This window comes from Phenylobacterium sp. (assembly GCF_041916435.1).
GTDB lineage: Bacteria > Pseudomonadota > Alphaproteobacteria > Caulobacterales > Caulobacteraceae > Phenylobacterium.
Window position 1 is genome coordinate 263,026 of record NZ_JAYRZM010000001.1, and the last position, 22,802, is coordinate 285,827.

Here is a 22,802-nt window from a genome sequence, read left to right on the forward strand (position 1 = left end):
GTCAGCCTCCCTGGATCTTGGCGCGCTGCGAGCGCGGCAGGCCGATCAGCGCCTGTCCCGCCACGAGCAGGACGTCGACGCCGAACTGGAATTGCACGGAGTTGGTCTCGAACTGGTCCCAGAACCCGGCCGGCAGGCCGGCGGGCGCGATGGCGATCTCGCCCTTCACGCCGGGGCCGCTCAGCGTCACCGGCTGGCCGCCTTCAAGCGCGGCGATTTGCAGGATCAGCGTGGTCGAGCGGTCCGGATACTTGGCGTCGCCCTGGTTGAAGGCCGCCAGCGGCGGCGCGTTGGCCGCGTCGGTCACCAGCGCGAACGCCGCCTGCGCCGGATCGGCGGTCAGCGGGCAGCCGCAGTGGAAGCGCAGCCACGCCTCGGCCTCGCCGCCGGCCAGGGCCGGGTCGAGCCAGACGGGCGTCTCGAAGTCGAAGAGGGTCAGGGCCACGGCCGCGGCGGCGGGCGACAGGCCCTGCGGCGGGTCCACGGCCAGGCCCAGGTCGGCGACGCGGCCCGGGCGGGCGACCGATTCCATCACTTCGCGGAACACGGACTGGGACTGGCGCACCGGATCGGCGAACGCCGGGCGGACCTGGGTGAGATCAAGGGCGGCGGACATCAGGCGGGCGCTCGCGTGCGGACCATGGTGAAGAAGTCGACGCGCGTGGCCGCGGCCTTGCGCGCGGCGGCGGCGCGGCGCTCGTCCTGGGCGCGGGCGAGGCGGGCGACGATCGCGCCCTCCACCCGGCCGCGCAGCGACGGCGACTGCATCATCGCGTCCACCGCCGCGGCGATCTCGGCGTGGCGGCGGTCGCGGCCGGCCACATAGGCCAGCCCCGTCTCGCCGCTTTCCAGCCGCACGGCCGCGCGGGTGAGGGTCATTTCGCCCAGATTGAAGGCGTCGCCCGCGCCGCCCATCCGCCCGCGCACCAGCATCAGGCCGAGTTCGGGCGCGCGCAGGGCGCTGTAGGCGGGGCGTTCCTCGAGGGCGTCCCAGGCGGCGGACACCTCCTCGGCGCGCGCTTTGGCCAGGATCGACAGCCAGCGGCGGCGGTCCATCTGTTTGGCGTCGACAACCGGTTCTACCGGCATTTCTTCACCTCCGACAACTTGGTGAGATGTTGTATTCGTCGGAGATAATTGGTAGTTTAAGTCGCTCCAGGCATCAATAAAGCAAGTATGAAGGTTATATAACGATAGTAAAACTTGTCTAGACGACCTCCTGGAGACTTCGGAAGGAGTTGAAAATGGCGCTGAATTTGCCGCTATGGCGTGAGATTTCGCAGTCCCTTGAACGTCGAATTGCGACGAAGGAGCTGTGTCCGGGCGATAAACTGCCGACGGAATACGAGCTTTCACGGGAGTTCATGGTCAACCGCCACACCGTGCGGCGCGCCTTGTCCTATCTGCAGGACAAGGGGATCGTGGAATCCACCCAGGGGCGCGGCAGTTTCGTGCGCCGCCCGTCGCGTCCGGCGCGACTCATCCGCCGCCCGCGCTTCACCGACGCGGTGATGGGGCAGGGGCGGGAGCCCAGCACCAAGACGCTGAAGCTCGACGTGCGGCCGGCCGACGCCAAGGTCGCCGGCGAGCTCGGGCTGAAGCCGGGCAAGCCCGTGATCTTCCTGGAGCGGATCCGCTTCATCGACGGCGAGCCCGTCGGCCTGAGCCTGCACTATCTCAGCTTCGAGCGGTTCCCGACCTTCGTCGAGATGTACCGCGCCCGCGGCTCGATCACCCACACCCTGATCGACAGCGGCGTGCCCGACTACACGCGCCGGCGCACCCTGATCTCGGCCCGCCTGCCCACGGCGCAGGAGTCCGAGCAACTGCGCGTGCCGCGCCACGTGCCGCTCTTGATCCGCCGCTACCTCAACGTCGACGGCCTGGGCCGGCCGCTCGAGTACGGCGAAGGGCGAGGTTCGCAGGAAGTGGTGATCGAGTTCGCCGACACGGCGCGTGATGACGGTCTGGTGGGAGAGTGAGTGTGGAACTGGCGTTTCGAAACGCGCGCGTTGTCACGCGCGACGAGGATTTCCTGGGCTCCGTCGTCGTCCGCGACGGCCGGATCGCCGCGGTCGATCGCGGCCCCGGCGCGGTGGGCGAGGACATGGAGGGCGACGTGCTGATGCCGGGCGTCGTCGACATCCACACCGACAATCTGGAGCGGCATTTCTTCCCGCGTCCCAACATCGACTGGAACCCGGTGTCCGCGGCGGTCACCCATGACTCCGCCTGCGTGTCGGTCGGCGTCACCACCGTGTTCGATTCCCTCAGCGTGGGCTCGTTCAACGGCGCGCCGTCGCGCGGCGTGGACAATCTGGTCCGGCTGACCGGCGGCCTCGCCGAGGCGCGCGAGGGGGCCATGCTGAAGGCCGACCACCGCATCCACTGGCGCTGCGAAACCACGGCCGACGATCTCGGCGCGCGCCTGGAGCCCCTGGCCGACCACCCGATGGCGGCGATGTTCTCGGTGATGGACCACACGCCCGGCCAGCGGCAGTACCGCAACGTCGAGGCGCACATGGCCCACTGGCGCGCGGGCGGCATGAGCCTGGAGGCGGCCGAGCAGCGGCTGGCCGAGGCCCGCGAGCGCCAGGCCCGCAACGCCGCGGCCAACCGGCGCATGGTCGCCGAGCTCGCCAGGGCCAAGGGCGCGCCCCTGGTCAGCCACGACGACGAGGACGCCGCCCACATCGACGAGGCCGCCGATCTCGGCGCCACCGTCGCCGAATTCCCGGTGACGGAGGAGGCCGCCTCCCGGGCGCGCGAGCGCGGCATGGTCATCGTCATGGGCGGGCCGAACCTGATCCGCGGCGGCTCCTATTCGGGCAACGTGCCGGCCTCGGCCCTGGCCGACGCCGACCTTCTGGACGCCTTCGCCTCCGACTACGTGCCGCGCAGCCTGATCGAGTGCGCCTTCCGGCTCACCGAGCCGCCGTTCGGCTGGCCGCTGGCCCGGGCCGTGGCGACGGTCACCTCGGCGGCGGCGCAGGCGGCCGGGCTTGGCGATCGCGGCGCGGTGGAGCCGGGCCTGCGCGCCGACCTCCTGCGCGTTCGCCGCGTGGGCGGGCTTCCGGTGCTCAGGGGCGTGTGGGCCGGCGGCGGCCGGGTCGGCTGACGCGCCCGTGCGGATCGTCACCCTCAACACCTGGAAGAACGAGGGCGACTACGCCCGCCGCCTCGCCCTGATGGCGCGCGGCCTGGCCGCGTTGTCGCCCGACGTCGTCTGCCTGCAGGAGTGCTTCGCCGCCCGCGGCGCCGACACCGCCGCCGAGCTGGCGGGCGCCATGCGCCTGGCGCTGCACGCGCGTCCGGCCCGCCGCAAGCGGCGCGAGCACGGCGGCGTGGCGGTGACCAGCACGTCGGGCCTGGCCATCCTCGCCCGCCGCGCCGGCGAGGAGGCGGGGCTGGAGCTGGTCTCCGACCCGGCCGACGGCGAACGCATCGCCCAGCGCCTGGACGTGGCCGGCGAGGCCGGGCCGCTGCGCGTGCTCAACCTGCACCTGACCCATCTGCGCGGCGAGGCCGCCGCCGAGCTCAGGGCCCGCCAGCTCGTCCAGGCCCTGGATTGGGCGCGGGGCGGCCCGGTCCTGGCGGCGGGCGACTTCAACGCGCCGCTGGAGGCGCCGGAGCTGGCGGTCCTCGTGGAGCAGGCCGTGCCGCCGGACCGGCCGGAAGCGGCCTATCCGCGGCGCGCCACCCTGCAAGGCGGCCGTGTCGGCGCGTCGCTCGCCGCGGCCGCCACCATCGACCATGCGGTGCTGATCGACCCCACCGGCGCCTGGCGCGTGCGCCGCCGTTTCCTGGCCCTGGACCGTCCCGACGCGCAGGGCTGGTTCCCCAGCGACCACGCCGCCGTGGTCGTAGACCTGGAGCCGGCCTACGGCCTCTAGGCCCGGCCGGCGTTCCGGCAAGATCCCAAAATGAAATCGGCGCTCCCGTCGGGCTGAGTGACGGGAGCGCCGAAGTATCCGGCCGGCGGCCGCTAGAGGGGTGCGACGGTCCGGCCGGCAGGGGATCAGAACGTGGCGCGAATACCGAACAGGTACTTGCGGCCGAACTGTTCGACTTCGTAGGGCCGGTTCGGATAGCCCTGGTAGCGGATGCCGGTCTCGTTGGTCAGGTTGTTGGCGTCCATGAACACCGAGAAGGTCTCGTTGATCTGGTAGCGGGCCGACAGGTCCAGACGCTGTTGCGGCGCCCAGTAGAGGTTGGAGTTGGCCGAGCTGCCGCTCGGGAACACCTCGTCCAGCCACTTGGTGCGGTGCTGGAAGGTCAGGCGGGTCGACAGGCCGTACTTTTCATAGAACAGCGTGGCGCCGACGATCCGGTCCGACGTGCCGGGGAACTCCAGCTTCTCGCCGTCCGGGGTCTCGAACTTGCCCTTGGTGAAGGCGACGCTGCCCTGGAAGCCGAAGCCGTCCAGCCAGCCGGGCAGGAAGGTCCAGGGCTGGTAGTAGACGAACTCGACGCCGGTCAGGTGGCCGTCGCCGCCGTTCATCACGGTGGAGAAGGTGTAGCCGCTGCGGTCCGTGCCGTCGTAGTTGTAGCTGGTGTCGCCGACGATCCGGCTGGAGTCGAATAGCACGTCCTGCACCTGGCGGTGGTAGGCGCTCACCGCCAAGAGGGCCGACGGGGCGAAGTACCATTCCGCCGACAGGTCCACGCCGTAGGCCGTTTCCGGCGTGATGTTCGGATTGCCGCCCGAGATGGTCTGGCTGGTGTCGTTCACCGACACCGTGGCGCGCATGTCCGCCAGGCTGGGCCGCGCCTGGCCGGAGATGAACGCCGCGCGCAGCTTCAGGGTGTCGGAGTAGTCGAAGTTGTAGTGCAGGCTCGGGAAGACCTTGGTCTCCTCGCTCGACAGGGTGAGCGGGGTCAGGTTCGAGCCGGCGGTGGCGAAGCCGGTCGTCTCGATCTTGGTGTGCTCCACGCGCAGGCCGGCGGTCAGGGTCTGGCGGCCCCAGGCCCAGCGGTTCTCCACATAGGCCGCGCCGACCTTTTCGGAGACGTTGTTGATCGAGCGCGGGTCGGGCGCATAGACGGCGTAGTTGCCGGTGCCCGCCGCGTTCGCCGCCTTGGCCGCCTTCATGATCTGGCGCATCTGGTAGGACATCGCCGGGTTGTGGATGTAGTCCACCGTGAAGCCGAGCGGCCAGGGCTTGACCCAGGCGTTGCGCGTCACGAAGGCCTCGGGCGTCCAGGGCAGGCCGAGTTCGGCGGCCACGGTCGCCAGGTTGAAGCCCTTGTAGTTGCCCGACACCACCGTGCCGTCAGGCTTCACCAGCGCGATCGAATAGTTGTCCTGGCTGCGGTCGTCGTACTGGAAGCCGGCGCTGAACTTGGAGTCGGCGCCGAAGCTGGTCCATTCGCGCGAGATATCGGCCTTCACGGTCTTGGCTTCGGTCTCGAAGCTGCTCGAGAACTCGGTCGCCCATTGATAGGGGAAGGCCGTGGTCGACTGGTCCAGGGCGTTGGTCTGGGCGCCGCGGGTCAGCACGCCGCCCACGTCGATGGTGTCGTAGAGCGTCGCATAGGGGATGCCGCCGGACTTGGCGTTCACCACCAGGTGGATCGAGGGCAGCACCGAGGCGTTGGCGAAGGTCGGGGCGCTGAGCGCCGTCGAGGTGCCCTCGCCGGTCTCCGGCGTGTTGGTGTTGAATTCGGTGGTCGTGTAGGCCAGGTGCCAGTCGGCGTGCCAGCCGTTCCAGTCGTGCTCGCCGTGCAGGTCGGTGAACGACACCCCGTTGGAGTAGACCCCGTCCTCGAAGGTCGCGTCCATCGGCACGCCGACCAGGTCGGCGGTCTCGAAGTTGCGCGTGCCGGACCAGGCCTTGTCGTACTGGAAGCGGTACTGGTTGCGCTCTTCGAAGTCGTTGAATTCGGTGTTCAGGTGGCTCAGCGTGAACTTGTTGTTGTCGTCCGGCGCGAACTCCACCTTGCCCGAATAGGACTGGGTCTGGCGCGTGATGATGTACTTGGCGATGCGGAGCTGGGTGATGCCCACGTCGTCGAAGCGCGGTTCGGAGTTGTTGGTCTGCTGGCGGAACTCGTAGTGCGAGCCGATCAGGCTGACGCCCCAGGTCCCGTTCGACCAGGACAGGCGGCCCGAGTACTGCTTCACCGGCCCGTCGCCCAGGTCCACGAAGCCCTTGCCGAAGTCGAAGCTGCCGTGGAAGCCCGGATTGCTCAGCGGCGAGAAGGTGGTGATGTTCACCCGCCCGGCCAGGGCCTCGGCCGGCATGTCGGCCAGCAGCGTCTTGTTCAGGATCACCTGGCTGATCTGCGAGGCGGGCACGGAGTCGAAGCGGAAGATACGGTCTTCGGCCCCCAGCACGTTGATCCCGTCCAGGGCCACCGTGGTCCAGCGCGTCGGCGCGCCGCGGATCTGGATGTAGCGCTCCTGGCCCTGGTCGCGTTGCACGCCCACGCCCGGCAGGCGCGCCAGGGCGCCGGCGGCGGTGGCGTCGGGGAAGCGGCCGATGGTGTCGGCGGCGATCACGTTGACCAGGTTGTCGGCCGCCTTCTGCACCTCCAGCGACTTCTCGATGCTTTCCTTGATGGGCGAGGCGGTGACGACCAGCTCGCTCACCGAGGTGGCCGCATCGGCGTCGGCCGCGTCGGCGTCGGCGGCCGAGGCCGCGCCCGCCAGGGCCCAGCAGATCGGCAGGGCCGCGGCGAAGGCCAGAAGCTTCAGTTTGCCGCTATGGCCCGCGGGCCGGCGTTGGAAGTCGTGATGCGAAGGCGTCATCCCAGTCCCCTTCTCGGATGCGTTTGGACTGGGGCGGCGAAATAACGTTGCGAAGTGTCAGCCTCGCTTTGCTTCGGTGAATGCGGCGTGTTCCGTACGAAATTTGTCGATCCGACAGATTCCGGTCTTGGGCGATAAGACGTGTACGGACATCTCTACCGTATCCGGCGCGATCTGCGACTGAGTTGCAGCTCTGAACACCGGCGCGGCGCTCATACGATGCAAGAATAGACGTCTTCATCGTGTGGTTGTCCTTGAAGGCGCCTGCCGTCGGCTGCGACGCGCCGTTCGGCGCGCGCGGGCTTGCCTTCCGCGCGCCGATCCTCATCCATGGGCGGCGAACGGGGCGGCGATGGCCCCGGCGAGCGGGGAGAGCGGCATGACCGGCTGGGATGGACGCGGACTGGTGTCGACGGCGTGGCTGGCCGGCCGGCTGGAGGATCCCGACCTTCGGCTCTTCGACGCCACGGTCCATCTGCGCCCGTCGACGAAGGGGCCCTACAGCGTCGAGAGCGGGCAGGCCGACTATCTCCAGGCCCATGCGCCCGGCGCGGCCTTCATGGATCTCGCCGCCGATCTGTCGGACCACGCCTCGCCGCTGGCCTTCACCCTGCCGCCGATCGAGGTCCTGTCGAAGGGTTTCGGCGCCTGCGGCGTCGCGCCCGGAACGCGGGTCGTCGTCTATTCGTCGACCACGCCGATGTGGGCCACGCGGGTCTGGTGGATGCTGCGCGCCTCGGGGTTCGACGACGTCGCCGTGCTCGACGGCGGCCTCGCCAAGTGGATCGCCGAGGGGCGGCCCGTGGAGTCCGGGGAGCGGCGCTACGCGCCCGCCGCCCTGACGCTCCAGGCCCGGCCCGGCGCCTGGGCCGACAAGGGCGAGGTGCTGGCGGCCATCGAGGACGGCGGCGTCTGCACCATCAACGCCCTGTCGCCGGGCGTCCATTCGGGCGAGGCGGCCACGAACTACGGCCGCAAGGGCCACATCAAGGGCAGCCGCAACGTGCCCTACGCCGCGCTCCTGAAGGACGACGGCACCTGGCGGGACGAGGCGGAGCTGCGCCCGCTGTTCGAAGCGGCGGGCGCTTTCGAGCGTCCGCGCGCCATCTGCTACTGCGGCGGCGGCATCTCCGCGACCATGGACGCCCTGGCCCTGACGCGCCTCGGCCACCCATCCGTGGCGGTCTACGACGGCTCCATGGCCGAATGGAGCCGCGATCCGGACCTGCCGATGGAGACCGGCGCCTAGCCTCAGCCCTTGTAGCGCCGGTTCAGCTTGCGCATGCCGCCGATCCAGCGGTTGTAGTCGTCGGTCTTGTTGCGCATGTACTGCACCACCTCGGGGTGCGAGAGGATCAGGAAGTCCTCGGCCTCCAGCCCGCGCACCACCGCCTCGGCCACTTCGTCGGCCTCCATCATCCCGTCGATGCTGGCCACCCCGTCCGGGTTGCCCGCGGTCATCGCCGTGCGCACCGCCTGCGGGCAGAGCACCGAGACCTTGATCCCGTCGTCGCCGTGGGTCAGCGCCAGCCATTCGGCCAGACCCACCGCCGCGTGCTTGGTCACCGCATAGGGCGCCGAGCCGATCTGCGAGAGCAGGCCCGCCGCCGAGGAGGTGTTGAGCAGATAGCCGCCGCCGCGCGCGACCATGCGCGGGATCAGGTGCCGCGCGGCCCAGACGTGGGCCATCACATTGATGTCCCAGATGCGCTGCCAGCCCTCGTTCGGGGCCTCGGCGCCGCCGCCGATGCCGATGCCGGCGTTGGAGCAGAAGAGGTCGATCGGCCCGTGCTCGGCCTCGACGGTCTCGATCAGCTTCTGGATGTCGGCTTCCTTGGACACGTCCACCTGGAAGGAGACGCCGCCGATCTCGTCGGCCGTCGCCTTGGCCCCGTCGCCGTTCACGTCGGCGCAGACCACCAGCTTGGCGCCTTCCCTGGCGAACCGCTGGGCCATCGCCCGGCCGATGCCGCTCGCGGCCCCCGTGATGACGATCGTCCGGTCCTTCAGTTGCATGGGCGTTTGTCTCCTTCAGAACGTCTGTGTCTTGTCCCTCGACTGGCGCGAGGGCGGGGCGGCCCAGGCCCTACCACGGCGCGGCGGCTTTGCAACATGGCGGGCCGGCCGACGACGGCTCACACGCCACGGCGCCGGATACGCCGATCGAGAGCCGCTGAATTGTCAGGAAGGGAAATGGTGGATGCGACAGGGATTGAACCTGTGACCCCCTCGGTGTGAACGAGGTGCTCTCCCGCTGAGCTACGCATCCGCCGGAAGGGGTGCGCCTATAACCCGGAGGCGCCCGCGCCGCAAGCGTCAAGCGCCGAGCAGGCGCACGCAGGCTCCGGGCAGTTCGTCGAAGTGGTTGATCAGCACGTCGGCCCCGAGCTCCTGCACCGGGATTTCGGTGTAGCCGAAGCTCACCAGCACCAGCCCCGCGCCCGCGGCCCGGGCCGCGCCGGCGTCGGTGGCGGCGTCGCCCACCATCACCGCGCGGGGCAGGGCGCCGCCGGCCGCGGCGATGGCGGTGGTCAGGTGGCGCGGGTCGGGCTTGGGGGCGGGGGCCGCGTCGGCGCCGATGATCGCCTCGAAGCGGCGGGTCATGTCCAGCGCGTCCAGCAGCGCCTTGGAGAGGTCCGTGCGCTTGTTGGTGCACACCGCCAGTTTCGCGCCCGCCTCGCGCAGGGCGTCCAGCGTCTCGACCACGCCGGGGAAGGGCCGGCTCTCCACGGCGATGTTGGCGTTGTAGTGGGCCAGGAAACGGTCGAACAGCGCGTCCAGCCGTTCCGGCGCCAGGTGCGCGCCCGCCGCGTCGAAGCCGCGCTCGATCAGCCGCCGCGCCCCGTGGCCGATGAACGGGCGCGCCTCCAGGAGCGGCAGGGGCGGCAGGCCCTCGCCCTGAAGCAGCACGTTCAGCGTGCCGATCAGGTCCGGCGCGGTGTCCACCAGGGTCCCGTCGAGGTCGAAGGCGATGGCGGCCCCATTCAGGGCGGAAAGGTCGGTCACGGTCTTGGAAAGCTCCGTCGAAAGCGTTCGCCGTTTCGGCTAAACGCCGGATGATTGCAACGCCTGTCCCGACTCGAACCGCTGCTCGAAGTCCTGCCCGAAAGGCCGCCCATGACCGCCAAGACGCCCCGCGCCGCCGTGATCCTCGCCGCCGGCCACGGCACCCGGATGAAGTCGGCCACGCCCAAGGTGCTGCACAAGGTGGGCGGCCGCTCGATGATCGACCGCATCATCGACACGGTGCAGGCCGCCGGCTGCGAGACGGTGGTCGTGGTGGTGGGCGCGGGGCCCGGCCCCGTGCGCGAGGCCGTCGTCGCCCGGCTGGGCGAGGGGGCGATCGCCGTGCAGGACCCGCCGCTCGGCACCGGCCACGCCGTGCTGGCGGCCAGGGAGGCGCTCGCCGGTTTCGACGGCGAGGTGCTGGTCACCAACGCCGATTGCCCGCTGCTGGAGGCGGCCGACCTGGAGCCCCTGTTCGCCATGCGCGGGGAGGGGGCGAAGCTGGCGCTGCTGGGCTTCGAGCCCGCCGACCAGCTCCTCTACGGCCGCCTGATCCGCGACGAGGCCGGCCAGGTGCTGCGCATCGTCGAGCCGGTGGCCTGCACCGACGAGGAGCGGGCGGTGCGCGCCTGCTATTCCGGCATGCTGGTCGCTGGGCGCGAGGACCTGTTCGGCTGGCTCGCGCGCGTGACCAACGACAACGCCAAGGGCGAGTATTTCCTGACCTCCATCGTCGGCCTGGCCGTCGGCGACGGCGCGGCGGTGCGCGCCGTCATCGCCCCGGAGGAGGCGGTGATGGGCGCCGACACGCCCGCCCAGCTCGCCGCCGCCGAGGCCGAGTTCCAGAAGCGCGCCCGCGCCCGGTTCCTGGCCGCCGGCGTGCGCATGGCCGCCCCGGACACGGTGCACTTTTCCTGGGATACGCGGATCGCCGCCGACGTGATGGTCGAGCAGTTCGTCGTCTTCGCCCCCGGCGTCTCCGTCGAGGCGGGCGCGGTGATCCGCGCCTTCAGCCACCTGGAGGGCGCGCTGGTGCGCTCCGGCGCGCTCGTCGGGCCCTATGCGCGGCTGCGCCCCGGCGCCGACATCGGCGAGGAGGCGCACATCGGCAACTTCGTGGAGGTCAAGAAGGTCAAGGTCGGCGCGGGCGCCAAGGCCAACCACCTGACCTACCTCGGCGACGGCTCGGTGGGCGCCAAGGCCAACATCGGCGCCGGCACGATCTTCTGCAACTACGATGGCTTCGACAAATACGAGACCCACATCGGCGAGAACGCCTTCATCGGCTCCAACACCGCGCTGGTCGCGCCGGTCAAGGTGGGGGCCGGCGCCTACACCGGCTCCGGCTCGGTGATCACCAAGGACGTGGACGTGGACGCGCTCGCCCTGGAGCGTTCGATGCAACTTGAGAAGCCGGGCTGGGCGGCGCGCTTCCGCGCCATGAAAGCGGCCAAGAAGGCGAAGAAATAGGTTCGCACACGGCCGGCCTATGGCCTATCTCGATCGCGCGTCCGGGGCTCACGCCGCGGACAAGCGGGGGACGGACGATTTCATGGATGCTGACGCGCAGAAGAAGGCCGCGGGCGAGGCGGCCGCGGGCCTCGTGGCCTCGGGCATGGTCGTGGGCTTGGGCACCGGCTCGACGGCGGCCTGGTTCGTCAAGGCGCTGGCCGAGCGCAAGCTCGACATCGTCGGCGTGCCCACCTCCCAGGCCACCGCCGACCTCGCCGAGAGCCTGGGGATCCGCCTGGGCGAGCTCGGCAAGGTGGGCGCGCTCGACCTCACCGTCGACGGCGCCGACGAGATCGGCCCGGGCCTGTCGCTGATCAAGGGCGGCGGCGCGGCGCTGCTGCGCGAAAAGCTGGTGTGGGAGGCCTCGCGCCGCTGCGTGGTGATCGCCGACGCGGCCAAGCGCGTGCCGGTGCTCGGCAAGTTCCCCCTGCCGATCGAGGTGGTCGCCTTCGGCCACGAGACCACGGCCCTTCGAATCTGCGACGCCCTGGCCGAATGCGACATCGGCGTCGCCCCCCGTCTGCGCATGAAGGACGGCGCCCCCGTGCGAACCGACAACGGCAACCTCATCTATGATGCGCCGTGCGGCCGCATTGAAGAGCCCTCGGCCCTCGCCGCGGCGCTGAAGAGCGTCACCGGCGTGGTGGACCATGGACTGTTCCTCGACCTCGCCGACAAGGCCCTGGTGGGCACGGCCGAGGGCGTGGTGACGCTGGAACCCTGAAGGAGACTTCCGCGTGGCGAACTACGACTACGACCTCTTCGTCATCGGCGCCGGCTCCGGCGGCGTGCGCGCGGCCCGCCTGGCGGCCATGAGCGGCGCCCGCGTGGCCGTGGCCGAGGAGCACCGCGTCGGCGGCACCTGCGTGATCCGCGGCTGCGTGCCCAAGAAGTTCATGGTCTACGCCTCCGAGTTCGCCCACCACGCCAAGACCGCCGAGGGCTACGGCTGGTCGCCCAGCCAGGCCAGCTTCGACTGGCCGACCTTCCTGGCCGCCAAGGACAAGGAGATCGCCCGGCTCTCCGGCATCTACGTCACCAACCTGCAGAACGCCGGCGCCGAGCTGGCGCACGACCGGGCCCGGGTGGTCGATCCGCACACCGTCGAGCTGGTCAACCACGGCCGCAAGGTCACCGCCGAGCGCATCCTGGTGGCCACCGGCGGGCGGCCCTGGAAGCCCGACATCCCCGGCGCGGAGCTGGCCATCACCTCCGAGGAGGCCTTCCATCTGGAGGCCCTGCCCAAGAGCATCGTCATCGCCGGCGGCGGCTTCATCGCCCTGGAGTTCGCCGGCATCTTCAACGGCCTGGGCGTGAAGACCACCCTGGTGCACCGCGGGCCCAACGTCCTGCGCGGCTTCGACGACCACGTGCGCGCCCACGTGGCCGAGGAGATGGAGCGGCGCGGGATCAAGGTGATCCTCGGCTGCCAGCACGCCAGCGTGGAAAAGACCGGCAAGGGCTACGTCAGCCACATGGCCGACGGCTCCAGCATCGAAAGCGACCTCGTCATGTTCGCCCTCGGCCGCCAGCCCTACACCAAGGGCCTGGGCCTGGAGGACGCCGGGGTGGCGCTGGCCGAAAACGGCGCGGTCGTGGTGGACGACTATTCGCGCACCAACGTGCCCAGCATCTGGGCCGTGGGCGACGTCACCGACCGCATCAACCTGACGCCGGTGGCGATCCGCGAAGGCGCGGCCTTCGCCCAGACCGAATTCTACGGCCAGCCGACCCGGTTCGACCACGAGATGGTCGCCTCGGCCGTCTTCTCCCAGCCGCCGGTGGGCGCGGTGGGCATGACCGAGGCCGAGGCCCGGCGCGCGCTGGGCAAGGTGGACATCTACCTCTCCCGCTTCCGGCCGATGAAATACACCTTCTTCGGCGGCGCCGAGCGCTGCCTGATCAAGCTGGTGGTCGAGGCCGCCACCCAGAAGATCGTCGGCTGCCACCTGGTCGGGCCGGACACCCCCGAGATCATCCAGATGGCCGCCGTCGCCATCAAGATGGGCGTGACCAAGCCGCAGTGGGATTCCACCTGCGCGGTGCATCCCACCCTGGCCGAGGAGCTGGTCACCCTTCGCGAGAAGTTCACGCCGCAGGAGCTGGGCGCGGCCGCATGACCGCGCCTTTCGATCCGCGGATCGACGACAGTCGGGGAGGCTGGTACGGCGCGGTCCTGACGTTCGTCGCCCTGATGGCGCCGTTGCTGGGCTGGCTCTCCCCCCTGGGGTTCGCGCCCCTGGCGGCCTTGGCGGGCCTGTTGTGCCTGGGCGCGGTGCGCGCCGAGCCGCGCCACCTGCCGGCCATGGTCCCGGCGCTCGTGCTGTTCTCCTGGGCCGCGGTCTCGATCTTCTGGACGCCCTACCGGCCGAAGAACCTGCAGAGCTGGATCGCCCTCAAGCTGGTCGCCGAGAGCGTGCTCTACTGGGGCGTGGTGCGCGCGGCGGCCCAGGCCAGCGCGGCCTCGCGCGGGCGGGCGCTGACGGTCCTGGCCTGGGGCATGGCCGGCCTGGGCGCGATCCTGCTGATCGAGGGGCTCACCGGCGCCTTCGTCTACCAGACCCTGCGCGACGCCCTGCACGACCCGATCCGCCCGGACCTGGCGCGCCGCAACGTCGCCCAGGGCGCCTATGTGCTGGCGATCTTCTGCGCGCCCGCCGCCCTGACGGCGTGGAGAAGCGGGCGATCCTGGTCGAAATACCTGGGCCTGGTGATGGTGGCCGGCCTGGTCGCCGCCAGCGTCGCGTTCGACGCCGACGCCCCGGTCCTGGCGGTGGTGCTGGCCCTGGCCGCCGGCTGGGCGGTGATGACCTGGCCCACGGCAGGGCCGCGCGTCCTGGCGGCGGGGGCGGGGCTGTTCTTCCTCGGCGCGCCCTCGGTGATCCTGGCGGCCAAGGCGGTCGGGCTCTACGACAAGATCCACGCCATGGCGCCGCTCTCCTGGTCCGAGCGCATGGACTACTGGAGCCACGCCGTGCGCTGGATCGGCGATCATCCCCTGCGCGGCTGGGGCATCGATTCCAGCCGCTCCTTCGGCCCCGGCATCGTCCTGCACCCCCATGACGGGGCGCTGCAGATCTGGCTGGAGCTCGGCGTGGTCGGCGCGGTCTGCGCGGCGGTCTTCTGGATGGCGATCTTCCTGCGCATGTGCCGCAAGAAGCCCGACCTGGGCGTGGCGGCCGGCGCGGCCACGGGCGTGGTCTACCTAGTCTTCGCCGCGGTCAGCTTCGGCGTCTGGCAGGAGTGGTGGGTGGCGCTGGGCGGCCTGGGCGCGGCCTTCGCCTTCGCCGCCGAGCTGCAGCCGGCCCGTGCGCCCGCCGAGGCCATGGTCAAGCAGCCGTCGACGGCCGACCCCATATCGGTTTAGAAGGCCGCGTTTTCGCCCGCCGCAGGCACGCGGGCGTGGAGTTGTCGAAGATGAGCGAACACTGGACCCCGGCCTCCTGGCGCGCCAAACCCGCCCAGCACATCCCGACGGACTATCCGGACCCGTCGGCCCTGGCCATGGTCGAGGACACGCTGCGGGCCATGCCGCCCCTGGTGTTCGCCGGGGAGGCCCGCCGGCTGAAGTCGCTGCTGGGCGACGTGGCCGCGGGCAAGGCCTTCCTGCTGCAGGGCGGCGACTGCGCCGAGAGCTTCAAAGAGTTCCACGCCGACAACATCCGCGACACCTTCCGCCTGATCCTGCAGATGGCGGTGGTGCTGACCTTCGCCGGCGGCAAGCCGGTGGTGAAGGTGGGCCGCATGGCCGGCCAGTTCGCCAAGCCGCGCTCCTCGGCGACCGAGACCATCAACGGCGTGACCCTGCCGTCCTATCGCGGCGACATCATCAACGGCATGGAGTTCACGCCGCAGGCGCGCACGCCCGATCCGAACCGGCTGCTACAGGCCTACGCCCAGTCCTCGGCCACGCTGAACCTGCTGCGCGCCTTCGCTGGCGGCGGCTACGCCGACCTCTACAACATCCACCGCTGGACCCTGGGCTTCGTCAACGACAGCCCGCAGGGCGCCCGCTACCGCGAACTGTCCGAGAAGATCAGCGAGGCGCTGACCTTCATGGCCGCCATCGGCGTCACCCCCGAGACCCAGCCGGACCTGCACCGGGTGGAGTTCTTCACCAGCCACGAGGCCCTGCTCCTGGGCTTCGAGGAGGCCATGACCCGCGTCGATTCCACTTCCGGCGAGTGGTACGACACCTCCGCCCACCTGGTCTGGATCGGCGAGCGCACCCGCCAGCTCGACGGCGCCCACGTCGAATACTGCCGCGGCGTGAAGAACCCGATCGGCCTGAAGTGCGGCCCGACCATGGAGCCGGACGACCTGCTGCGCCTGGTCGACGCCCTCAACCCCAAGAACGAGCCGGGCCGGCTGACGCTCTACGGCCGCTTCGGCCACGACAAGATCGCCGACCGCCTGCCGCGCCTGATGCGCGCCACCAAGGCCGGGGGCCGCAGCGTGGTCTGGGCCACAGACCCGATGCACGGCAACACGCTGACCGCCGCCAACGGCTACAAGACCCGGCCCTTCGACCGCATCCTGTCGGAGGTGAAGAGCTTCATCGAGGTGGCCAAGGCCGAGGGCGTGCATCCCGGCGGCGTCCACCTGGAGATGACCGGCAAGAACGTCACCGAATGCCTGGGCGGCGCGCGCGCGCTCACCGAGGGCGACCTGGCCGACCGCTACCACACCCACTGCGACCCGCGGCTCAACGGCGAGCAGGCGCTGGAGCTCGCCTTCCTGGTGGCCGAGAAGCTCAAGGACGAGCGGATCGAGGCCGCCCGCCGCGCGGCGGGCTAGGCCGCCTTCGCCAGCCGCTTGCGCGCCTCCTGGCGCGCGCCGATCGCGTCGACCAGCGTGCCGGCCACGCCCAGGCCGTAGGCGGGCATGTTGTTGTAGACGTTCTCGTAGCGGCCGTCGGAGACCACGTAGGTCTCGTGCCAGATGCCCACGTCGCCGTTCGAGCCGATCGCTTGGTTGAAGGCGCGCCAGGCGGGCAGGTGGGTGTTGTCCTTCGACCGCGCATAAGCTTCCAGGTGGTCGAAGCTCTTCCAGTACTGCACCACCATCACGTTCGGGAAACCGAAGTGGGAACGGGCGTGCAGCAGCCCCAGCTCCGGTTGCTTGGCCAGCTCGATCAGCATGCGCGGCATGGCCGTGGCCACCGGCCACCAGCGCCAGATCTTCCAGGGCTTGTTCACCCGCATGCCGATCAGGAAGACGACGAAGTCGCCCTCCAGCTCGGCGCAGACCCGCTTGGCGATGACGCCTTCACCCATGGCGACCTCCTTGGGAAAGCCTGGGACGCCACGGTACTATACGGTGTAAAACTATCAAGCGTGGGAACCCCGGCGCCGGCGTTTGACGGGCGTGCAAAAATGTTTGGAGCCGCCGTCTTGCCGAAGCGCCGCCGCGGCGCCACCTTCCCCGGCCTCTTTGACATCGGTGATCCCCATGGCCGCCTCGGCCCAGGCGTCTTCCCCCAGCGGAGGCCGCCCCAGCATCGTCCGCATTGAACTGGAAGAGCTTCTGAAGCTTTCCGGGCCGGTGGTGCTCGCGCGTCTGGGCATCATGACCATGGGCCTGTCCGACGCCATCGTCGTGGGCCGCTTCTCGGCCGAGCAGCTCAGCTTCCACGCCCTGGCCTGGGCGCCCACCGCGGTGGTGCTGACCATGGCCATCGGCCTGCTTTCCGGCGTCCAGGTGATGACCGCCCGGGCGATCGGCGAGGGGCGGCGCGACCAGACCGGCGCGGTGCTGCGCCGGGGCATGGTCTACGGAGCCTGGATCGGCCTGGTCTCCATGGCCGTGCTGGCGATCCTGGGGCCGCCCGGCCTGCACCTGCTGGGCCTGGAGCCCAGGCTGGCCGACGGCGCCGCGCCGGTGGTCGTGGTCTTCAGCCTGTCGCTGCCCACCTACGTGGTCGCCTGCGCGGCCACCTTCTGGCTGGAGGCGCTGTCCAAGCCGACCCCGGCCATGTTGATCATGTGGGGGGCGAACCTCGTCAACCTGGTGCTGCTGATCCTGCTGGTGCCCGGAACCTTCGGCCTGCCGGCCCACGGGGCGGTGGGCGCGGCCTGGTCCACCTTCGGCGCGCGGGCGTTCCTGCTCGTGGGCCTGGTGACCTACATCGCCACCATGAAGGAAGCGGGCGCCCTCGGCGTCTTCCGCAAGCCCGAGCGCGACCGCGTGAACGAGCGCACCCAGCGCCAGGTGGGTTACGGCGCGGGCGTCTCCAACTTCTTCGAGGTGGCCGCCTTCTCCTCGATGAACGTGATCGCCGGCTGGATCGGCGGCCTGGCCGTGGCCGCCTGGACCGTGGTGCTCAACGTCACCGCCCTGGTGTTCATGGTGCCGCTCGGCCTGTCGACCGCCACCGCCGTGCTGGTCGGCCGGGCCTATGGGGCGCGGGAGCACGCCGGCGTGCTGCGCGCTGGGGCGCTGGGCTTCAGCCTCACCACCGCCTTCGGCGTCGTCGCCTCGCTGGCGATCTGGCCGTCGGCCGGCCTGATCGCGCAGGCCTACACCACCGACCCGGCGGTGATCGCCGCGGCGTCCGGCGCGCTGGTGGTGGCCTGCCTGTTCTTCCTGACCGACGCCCTGCAGGTGGTCACCGCCCAGGCGCTCAGGGCCCGGGGCGACGTGTGGGCGCCCAGCGTCACGCACCTGGCCAGCTACGTGGTGGTGATGATGCCGCTGGCGTGGTGGCTGGCGATCCCGCGCGGCATGGGGATCGCGGGCCTGGTCTGGGCCGTGGTCGCCGCCAGCCTGGTCTCGGCGGGCCTGCTGCTCACCCGGTTCTGGACCCTGGGCCTGCGGGAAGGCTAGGCCCCCAGGATCCAGCCTTCCTCGCGTTCGGCCTCGGCCAGCGCCGCCGCGTCCAGGCCCTTGGGCGCGGCGAAGGCCTCGTCCAGCTTGCCGGCCTCGTCCAGCTTGGCGAGCTGCTCGGCCGTGGCGCGCACCTGGGCCAGGTCCTTCACCTCGCCGGCGGCGGGCTGGGCCTTGTAGAGCGACGGGTAGACCTCGGCGACCACCACGTCCACGCCCTCCAGGTCGGCGTCGCCGAGCGCCTTGAAGCCGGTCTCGAACGGCCAGACCTTCACCGCCTCGCCACGCGCCAGCTTCAGCCGGCGCACCGCCGGGACGCCCAGGATCGCCTGACCGCCCACCGAGCCGTTGTAGTAGAGCTTCCAGATCGAGGCCGCGCCCTTGGCCGCCAGGTCGGCGTGGCGGAACTCCGGCAGGTCGCCGGCCTCATGCGGCCGCGGCCGCTTGGGCTGCAGCGTCGTCAGCGCGTCCTTCGGCGGACAGCCCCAGAAGGGGAAGGGCCCGCCGGTCAGCCGCCGGTTCAGCTCCGAGCCGACGCCGAAGCGGTTGTTGGTGTTGTCGGCCTTGTCCTTGACCATCTTGTCGAGCTGGTCCCACACCGCGCGCCAGGGCGCCTCGCCCGGCAGGTTCAGCGCCTGGGAGAAGCCGCGCGGGAAGCCCAGCGGGAAGTCGAAGCCCACCAGCGCCCGCTCCGAACGCTTTTTCAGGTCGTCCAGGATGGCGGCGAGCTTCTTCTCGGCCTCGCCGCGCGTGGGCGGGTTGTAGGCCTCGAAGGTCAGGCGGAAGCGCACGTCGCGCTTCATCACCCCGATCCAGACGGAGTCGGCGCCGGTGGCCGGCTTGGCCGCCGCGCTCCAGTCGACAATCACGTAGGCGCTGAAAAGGCGCGACACGGCGAGCTCCGAACCTGAGGGGATCGAGGACTCTTAGCCGCTCATCCCCGGCCCGCCAATGTCGCGCGCGCGGCCTCAGGCGAGTTTGACCAGCATCTTGCCGAAGTTGGCGCCGGAGAAGAGGCCGATGAAGGCGTCGGGCGCCTTCTCGATCCCCTCGAACACCGTCTCCTTCCACTTGAACTCGCCCGCCGCGTGCCAGGCGGCCAGGTCCTTTTGGAAGGCCGGCGCCATGTCCACGTGGTTGGAGACGATGAAGCCCTCCAGGCGCAGGCTCTTGCCCACGGCCAGCACGATGTTGCGCGGGCCTTCCGGCGGCGTGGTGGCGTTGTACATCGAGATCATGCCGCACAAGGCGAAGCGGGCGAACGGATTGGCGCAGTTCAGCGCCGCCTCCAGGTGTTCGCCGCCGACGTTCTCGAAATAGACGTCGATGCCTTCCGGCGCGGCCTTGGCCAGGGCCTGGCCGATCGGCTCGGCCTTGTAGTCGATGGCCACGTCCACCCCGAGCTCGTCGCGCAGGAACTTGGTCTTCTCCGGTCCGCCGGCCGAGGCGATCACCTTGTGGCCCTTCAGCTTGGCGATCTGGCAGACCACCGAGCCCACCGCGCCGGAGCCCGCCGACACGAACACCACGTCGCCGTCCTTCAGGGCGGCGATGCGCAGCAGGCCCACATAGGCGGTCAGGCCGGGCATCCCCGCCGCGCCCAGGAACGCCTCGGGCGGCAGGCCGTGCGTGTCGAGCTTCTGCAGCGTCGAGGCCGGGGCGTTGAAGCCCTCGCGCCAGCCGAACATGCTCTGCACCAGGTCGCCCGGCTTCAGCGACGGATCGTTGGAGGCCGTCACCTCGCCGATGGCGCCGCCCTGCATCGCCTCGCCCAGGGCGAACGGCGGCACATAGCTCTTCACGTCGTTCATGCGCCCGCGCATGTAGGGGTCGACCGTCATCCAGAGATTCCTGACCTGGACCTCTCCCGGCCCGGGCGCGGCCAGCTCCACCGTGGCCATCTCGAAGTTGTCGGCGGTCGGCACGCCGACCGGGCGGCTCTTCAGCCGGATCTCGCGCGAGGTGGTCATGGTGCGTTTCCTCCTTTGGCCGCAATTCGGCTCGAACGCTTGTTTAACGCCGGCTTGGCGGTGGCGTCGAGCCGCCCGGGGATGTAAGGCGCGCATCCAGGAACGGAGCGATTCATGAGCGAGACTTTGCGGGGCGGGGTGATCGGCGCGGGCGTGTTCGGCGGGCACCATGCGCGCAAGTACGCCAATCTGCCGGGCGTCCGGCTGTCGGCGGTGCTCGATCCCCATCCGACCCGCGCCGCCACCCTGGCCGTGCCCCTGGGCGGGCGCGCCTTCACCGAGCTCGACGAATTCCTCGAGGCGGTGGACGTGGTCACCGTGGCTTCGCCGGCCCAGTTCCACGCCGAACAGGCCCTGGCCGCGCTCAAGGCCGGCAAGCCGGTCTACATCGAAAAGCCGATCGCGATCAGCGTCGCCGACGCCGAGGCGGTCCAGGCCGAGGCCGCCCGGCGCGGCCTGGTCGTCGCCTGCGGCCACCAGGAGCGGGTGCTGTTCGACGCCATGGGCCTGTTCGACATTCCCGAACGCCCGCTCAGGCTCGAGGCGGTGCGCCACGGCACGCCGTCGGACCGCAGCCTGGACGTGTCGGTGGTGCTCGACCTGATGATCCACGACCTGGACCTGGCCCTGGCCCTCTCGCACGCCGAGGCGGTCACCGCCGAGGGCGAGGGCGCGGACGCCGGCAGCGGCAGCTGGGACATCGCCAACGCCGAGGTCACCTTCGACACCGGCTTCGTCGCCGAATTTAGCGTCTCGCGGCGGGCCGAGGTGCGCAGCCGCAAGATGAGGATCAGCTACCCCTCCGGCGAGCTGGAGATCGACTTCCTCACCCGCGAGTTCCGCAACACCACCGGCTATCCGCTGAACCCCGGCTTCGCCGACACGCCCCAGGCGCAGGACACCCTGGCCACCAGCGTCTCGGCCTTCCTCGACGCGGTGCGCGGCGAGCTTCCCCGGCCGATCGTCGACGCCGGCGACGCCGCCCGCGCCCTGGACCTGGCCCTCGCCGTCGAACAGGGCCTGTCTGGCTAAGGTCCTCCCCTCTTGGGGGAGGTGGATCGGCGCATCGCGCCGAGACGGAGGGGGACTTTGACTGTGCGGATCCACTGTCCCCCTCAGTCCCTTCGGGACAGCTCCCCCAGAAGGGGAGCATCTTCTGCGGGGGCGCCCGTTTCGCTGCGAGCCAAAGCGTCCTAACCTTCCCGCGCTCAAGGGAGGTCACGACATGTCCGGTTCCGCCTACGACTATTCCTTCACCTCGATCGACGGCGCGGCCCTGCCGATGTCGAGCTTCAAGGACAAGGTGGTGCTGGTGGTGAACACCGCCTCCAAGTGCGGCCTGACCCCGCAGTACGAGGGCCTCGAGCAGCTCTACTCCGACTACAAGGACAAGGGCCTGGTCGTGCTGGGCGTGCCCTGCAACCAGTTCATGGGCCAGGAGCCGGGGACCGAGGCCGAGATCAAGGACTTCTGCGAGACGCGCTTCTCCGTCGACTTCCCGATGACCGGCAAGGTCGAGGTCAAGGGCGAGGGGGCCCACGACTTCTACAAGTGGGCCGAGGCGGGCCTGGGCGAGCCGGCGGTGCCGGTGTGGAACTTCCACAAGATACTGGTGGGCCGCGACGGCCAGCTCATCCGCGCCTTCGACCCGCGCACCACGCCCCAGGACCCCGCCGTCGTCGGCGCCGTCGAGGCCGCGCTCTAGCCCACGCGCCAGATCCGGAGCCGTCCGCTCGGCGCCATGGCGATGCGCGGGGCGGCCGCGTCCTAGCCGTCGATCAGGCCGAGCTGCTTGCCGATCACCCGGTCCACCATCCGCTTGGGCAGGATCGTGGTCATCAGGTTCTGCACCGGGTCGGGCGTGACGGGGTAGCGCGTCCTGGGCTTGGGCGCGGTCAGCGCCTTCATCACCGCCTGGCCGATCGCCTGGGGCTTCAGGCCCTTGGGCCCGTTGGCCAGCATATAGGCCCGCAGCCGATCCAGCGCCGGCGCGAAAGGCGTGTCCTTGTAGGGCGTTACGTCCACTTCCTCGGCCTTGGACCAGATCGGCGTGGCCACCGCGCCGGGGGCGACGACGATCACGTCGATCCCCAGGCCCATCAGCTCGCGCCGCAGGCTCTCCGACAGGCCCTCCACGGCGAACTTCGAGGCGCAGTAGGGCGCCATGAAGGGGTTGGCGTTCTTGCCGCCCACCGAGGAGATGTTGACGATCCGGCCCGCCGCGCCCTGGCCGGCCTTCGCCGTCAGCAGCGGCGCGAACGCCTGGGTCACCGCGACCACGCCGATCAGATTGATCTCGATCTGCTGGCGGAACTCCTCCAGCGGCAGGTGCAGCAGGGGGCCGGCCACCGCCACCCCGGCGTTGTTGACCAGGCCCGCCAGCGGCTCGCCCTTCAGCGCCTCGCGCACCTTGTCGGCGCCCGCGCGCACGGCCGCCGGATCGGTGACGTCGAAGATCAGCGGCGTGACCTTGTCGCCGAACGCCTGGGAAAGCCCGTCTGCGTCGGCCTGCTTGCGCACGCTGGCGAAGACGTGGAAGCCGGCCCTGGCGGCCTCCTCCACGCAGGCGCGGCCGATGCCGGTGGACGCGCCGGTGACGACGATGCTGGCCATGATGCTCTCCTGCCCCTGGGCCTGATTTGGCTGAACACTGCTTAGATTGCGACGCGCTCGCGCGAGCGCAAGCTTGGCGCGCGTCGGCGGCGCCGCTAGGGAGGGCGGCTAAGGAAGGAAGATCC

The 22,802-nt window shown here is 70.5% G+C and carries 21 protein-coding genes and 1 tRNA gene; 12 read left to right on the top strand and 10 right to left on the bottom strand.

From position 1 onward, the window contains the following. Window position 1: 1 nt before the first annotated feature. Window positions 2–616, bottom strand: a complete 615-nt coding sequence (gene phnH / locus ACE3TA_RS01330; RefSeq protein WP_374569892.1) for a phosphonate C-P lyase system protein PhnH — start codon at window positions 614–616, stop codon at window positions 2–4. Further along, complete coding sequence (phnG, locus tag ACE3TA_RS01335; protein ID WP_374569893.1) at window positions 616–1,089, bottom strand: phosphonate C-P lyase system protein PhnG; 474 nt, start codon at window positions 1,087–1,089, stop codon at window positions 616–618. Before phnG ends, phnH begins: the two co-directional genes overlap by 1 nt. A gap of 155 nt (window positions 1,090–1,244) precedes the next feature. Here phnG and phnF point away from each other — a divergent pair, with 155 nt between their 5' ends. The 3 genes from phnF to ACE3TA_RS01350 are packed head-to-tail and all read left to right on the top strand — an operon-like array spanning window position 1,245 to window position 3,893. Beyond that, window positions 1,245–1,982 carry a phosphonate metabolism transcriptional regulator PhnF gene (gene phnF, locus ACE3TA_RS01340; protein WP_374569894.1) on the top strand — a complete coding sequence of 246 codons (738 nt, stop codon included), beginning with the start codon at window positions 1,245–1,247 and terminating at the stop codon, window positions 1,980–1,982. 2 nt (window positions 1,983–1,984) lie between these two features. Beyond that, on the top strand, window positions 1,985–3,118 hold the full coding sequence (locus ACE3TA_RS01345) for an alpha-D-ribose 1-methylphosphonate 5-triphosphate diphosphatase (protein ID WP_374569896.1): 1,134 nt from the start codon (window positions 1,985–1,987) through the stop codon (window positions 3,116–3,118). Between the two features lie 7 nt (window positions 3,119–3,125). Continuing rightward, window positions 3,126–3,893, top strand: coding sequence for an endonuclease/exonuclease/phosphatase family protein (locus tag ACE3TA_RS01350; protein WP_374569897.1), 768 nt, complete (start codon window positions 3,126–3,128; stop codon window positions 3,891–3,893). 125 nt (window positions 3,894–4,018) lie between these two features. Here the strand turns inward: ACE3TA_RS01350 and ACE3TA_RS01355 are convergent, their stop codons facing one another. Further along, window positions 4,019–6,751, bottom strand: a complete 2,733-nt coding sequence (locus tag ACE3TA_RS01355) for a TonB-dependent receptor (RefSeq protein WP_374569898.1) — start codon at window positions 6,749–6,751, stop codon at window positions 4,019–4,021. 379 nt (window positions 6,752–7,130) lie between these two features. Between ACE3TA_RS01355 and ACE3TA_RS01360 the strand changes: the two genes are divergently transcribed. Next, the gene (locus ACE3TA_RS01360) at window positions 7,131–8,000 is read left to right on the top strand and encodes a sulfurtransferase (protein WP_374569899.1); all 870 of its coding nucleotides are present in this window, start codon (window positions 7,131–7,133) and stop codon (window positions 7,998–8,000) included. Window positions 8,001–8,002: 2 nt separating this feature from the next. Here ACE3TA_RS01360 and ACE3TA_RS01365 read toward each other — a convergent pair whose 3' ends face one another. From ACE3TA_RS01365 to gph, 3 genes are all read right to left on the bottom strand, one after another. Next, window positions 8,003–8,767: an SDR family oxidoreductase gene (locus ACE3TA_RS01365; protein ID WP_374569900.1), complete on the bottom strand. Its 765-nt coding sequence runs from the start codon at window positions 8,765–8,767 to the stop codon at window positions 8,003–8,005. A gap of 178 nt (window positions 8,768–8,945) precedes the next feature. Further along, window positions 8,946–9,020 (bottom strand) — tRNA-Val (locus ACE3TA_RS01370). Between the two features lie 47 nt (window positions 9,021–9,067). After that, window positions 9,068–9,757 (bottom strand): phosphoglycolate phosphatase, encoded by a 690-nt coding sequence (gene gph, locus ACE3TA_RS01375; RefSeq protein ID WP_374569901.1) that lies wholly within the window; start codon window positions 9,755–9,757, stop codon window positions 9,068–9,070. A 111-nt stretch (window positions 9,758–9,868) separates the two neighbouring features. Here gph and glmU point away from each other — a divergent pair, with 111 nt between their 5' ends. The 5 genes from glmU (at window position 9,869) to ACE3TA_RS01400 (ending at window position 16,066) form a co-directional block, all read left to right on the top strand. Continuing rightward, window positions 9,869–11,227: a bifunctional UDP-N-acetylglucosamine diphosphorylase/glucosamine-1-phosphate N-acetyltransferase GlmU gene (gene glmU, locus ACE3TA_RS01380; RefSeq protein WP_374569902.1), complete on the top strand. Its 1,359-nt coding sequence runs from the start codon at window positions 9,869–9,871 to the stop codon at window positions 11,225–11,227. Window positions 11,228–11,309: 82 nt separating this feature from the next. Beyond that, window positions 11,310–11,993, top strand: coding sequence for a ribose-5-phosphate isomerase RpiA (gene rpiA / locus ACE3TA_RS01385; protein WP_374569903.1), 684 nt, complete (start codon window positions 11,310–11,312; stop codon window positions 11,991–11,993). Between the two features lie 13 nt (window positions 11,994–12,006). After that, complete coding sequence (gor, locus tag ACE3TA_RS01390) at window positions 12,007–13,389, top strand: glutathione-disulfide reductase (protein ID WP_374569904.1); 1,383 nt, start codon at window positions 12,007–12,009, stop codon at window positions 13,387–13,389. Continuing rightward, window positions 13,386–14,636 (top strand): O-antigen ligase family protein, encoded by a 1,251-nt coding sequence (locus ACE3TA_RS01395; RefSeq protein ID WP_374569905.1) that lies wholly within the window; start codon window positions 13,386–13,388, stop codon window positions 14,634–14,636. Before gor ends, ACE3TA_RS01395 begins: the two co-directional genes overlap by 4 nt. Before the next feature lie 50 nt (window positions 14,637–14,686). Next, window positions 14,687–16,066, top strand: coding sequence for a class II 3-deoxy-7-phosphoheptulonate synthase (locus tag ACE3TA_RS01400; protein ID WP_374569906.1), 1,380 nt, complete (start codon window positions 14,687–14,689; stop codon window positions 16,064–16,066). Here the strand turns inward: ACE3TA_RS01400 and ACE3TA_RS01405 are convergent. After that, window positions 16,063–16,545 (bottom strand): DUF4188 domain-containing protein, encoded by a 483-nt coding sequence (locus ACE3TA_RS01405; RefSeq protein WP_374569907.1) that lies wholly within the window; start codon window positions 16,543–16,545, stop codon window positions 16,063–16,065. The genes ACE3TA_RS01400 and ACE3TA_RS01405 overlap by 4 nt on opposite strands. A gap of 175 nt (window positions 16,546–16,720) precedes the next feature. Here ACE3TA_RS01405 and ACE3TA_RS01410 point away from each other — a divergent pair, with 175 nt between their 5' ends. After that, window positions 16,721–18,094, top strand: coding sequence for an MATE family efflux transporter (locus ACE3TA_RS01410; RefSeq protein ID WP_374569908.1), 1,374 nt, complete (start codon window positions 16,721–16,723; stop codon window positions 18,092–18,094). Here the strand turns inward: ACE3TA_RS01410 and ACE3TA_RS01415 are convergent. Both ACE3TA_RS01415 and ACE3TA_RS01420 read right to left on the bottom strand, forming a co-directional pair. Continuing rightward, window positions 18,091–18,987 (bottom strand): cobalamin biosynthesis protein CbiG, encoded by an 897-nt coding sequence (locus ACE3TA_RS01415; protein WP_374569909.1) that lies wholly within the window; start codon window positions 18,985–18,987, stop codon window positions 18,091–18,093. The genes ACE3TA_RS01410 and ACE3TA_RS01415 overlap by 4 nt on opposite strands. A 75-nt stretch (window positions 18,988–19,062) precedes the next feature. Beyond that, window positions 19,063–20,064 (bottom strand): NADP-dependent oxidoreductase, encoded by a 1,002-nt coding sequence (locus tag ACE3TA_RS01420; RefSeq protein ID WP_374569910.1) that lies wholly within the window; start codon window positions 20,062–20,064, stop codon window positions 19,063–19,065. Between the two features lie 114 nt (window positions 20,065–20,178). Here ACE3TA_RS01420 and ACE3TA_RS01425 point away from each other — a divergent pair, with 114 nt between their 5' ends. Together ACE3TA_RS01425 and ACE3TA_RS01430 are read left to right on the top strand one after the other, a co-directional pair. Continuing rightward, window positions 20,179–21,096, top strand: coding sequence for a Gfo/Idh/MocA family protein (locus tag ACE3TA_RS01425; protein ID WP_374569911.1), 918 nt, complete (start codon window positions 20,179–20,181; stop codon window positions 21,094–21,096). Window positions 21,097–21,289: 193 nt separating this feature from the next. Beyond that, the gene (locus tag ACE3TA_RS01430) at window positions 21,290–21,769 is read left to right on the top strand and encodes a glutathione peroxidase (protein ID WP_374569912.1); all 480 of its coding nucleotides are present in this window, start codon (window positions 21,290–21,292) and stop codon (window positions 21,767–21,769) included. Window positions 21,770–21,831: 62 nt separating this feature from the next. Here the strand turns inward: ACE3TA_RS01430 and ACE3TA_RS01435 are convergent, their stop codons facing one another. Continuing rightward, window positions 21,832–22,677 (bottom strand): SDR family oxidoreductase, encoded by an 846-nt coding sequence (locus tag ACE3TA_RS01435; protein ID WP_374569913.1) that lies wholly within the window; start codon window positions 22,675–22,677, stop codon window positions 21,832–21,834. Window positions 22,678–22,802 lie beyond the last annotated feature (125 nt).

Coding starts and splice junctions, on each gene's coding strand:
- phnH (WP_374569892.1), bottom strand. CDS start 616: ATGTCCGCCGCCCTTGATCTCACCCAGGTCCGCCCGGCGTTCGCCGAT.
- phnG (WP_374569893.1), bottom strand. CDS start 1,089: ATGCCGGTAGAACCGGTTGTCGACGCCAAACAGATGGACCGCCGCCGC.
- phnF (WP_374569894.1), top strand. CDS start 1,245: ATGGCGCTGAATTTGCCGCTATGGCGTGAGATTTCGCAGTCCCTTGAA.
- ACE3TA_RS01355 (WP_374569898.1), bottom strand. CDS start 6,751: ATGACGCCTTCGCATCACGACTTCCAACGCCGGCCCGCGGGCCATAGC.
- ACE3TA_RS01360 (WP_374569899.1), top strand. CDS start 7,131: ATGACCGGCTGGGATGGACGCGGACTGGTGTCGACGGCGTGGCTGGCC.
- ACE3TA_RS01365 (WP_374569900.1), bottom strand. CDS start 8,767: ATGCAACTGAAGGACCGGACGATCGTCATCACGGGGGCCGCGAGCGGC.
- glmU (WP_374569902.1), top strand. CDS start 9,869: ATGACCGCCAAGACGCCCCGCGCCGCCGTGATCCTCGCCGCCGGCCAC.
- rpiA (WP_374569903.1), top strand. CDS start 11,310: ATGGATGCTGACGCGCAGAAGAAGGCCGCGGGCGAGGCGGCCGCGGGC.
- ACE3TA_RS01395 (WP_374569905.1), top strand. CDS start 13,386: ATGACCGCGCCTTTCGATCCGCGGATCGACGACAGTCGGGGAGGCTGG.
- ACE3TA_RS01400 (WP_374569906.1), top strand. CDS start 14,687: ATGAGCGAACACTGGACCCCGGCCTCCTGGCGCGCCAAACCCGCCCAG.
- ACE3TA_RS01405 (WP_374569907.1), bottom strand. CDS start 16,545: ATGGGTGAAGGCGTCATCGCCAAGCGGGTCTGCGCCGAGCTGGAGGGC.
- ACE3TA_RS01410 (WP_374569908.1), top strand. CDS start 16,721: ATGGCCGCCTCGGCCCAGGCGTCTTCCCCCAGCGGAGGCCGCCCCAGC.
- ACE3TA_RS01420 (WP_374569910.1), bottom strand. CDS start 20,064: ATGACCACCTCGCGCGAGATCCGGCTGAAGAGCCGCCCGGTCGGCGTG.
- ACE3TA_RS01425 (WP_374569911.1), top strand. CDS start 20,179: ATGAGCGAGACTTTGCGGGGCGGGGTGATCGGCGCGGGCGTGTTCGGC.
- ACE3TA_RS01430 (WP_374569912.1), top strand. CDS start 21,290: ATGTCCGGTTCCGCCTACGACTATTCCTTCACCTCGATCGACGGCGCG.
- ACE3TA_RS01435 (WP_374569913.1), bottom strand. CDS start 22,677: ATGGCCAGCATCGTCGTCACCGGCGCGTCCACCGGCATCGGCCGCGCC.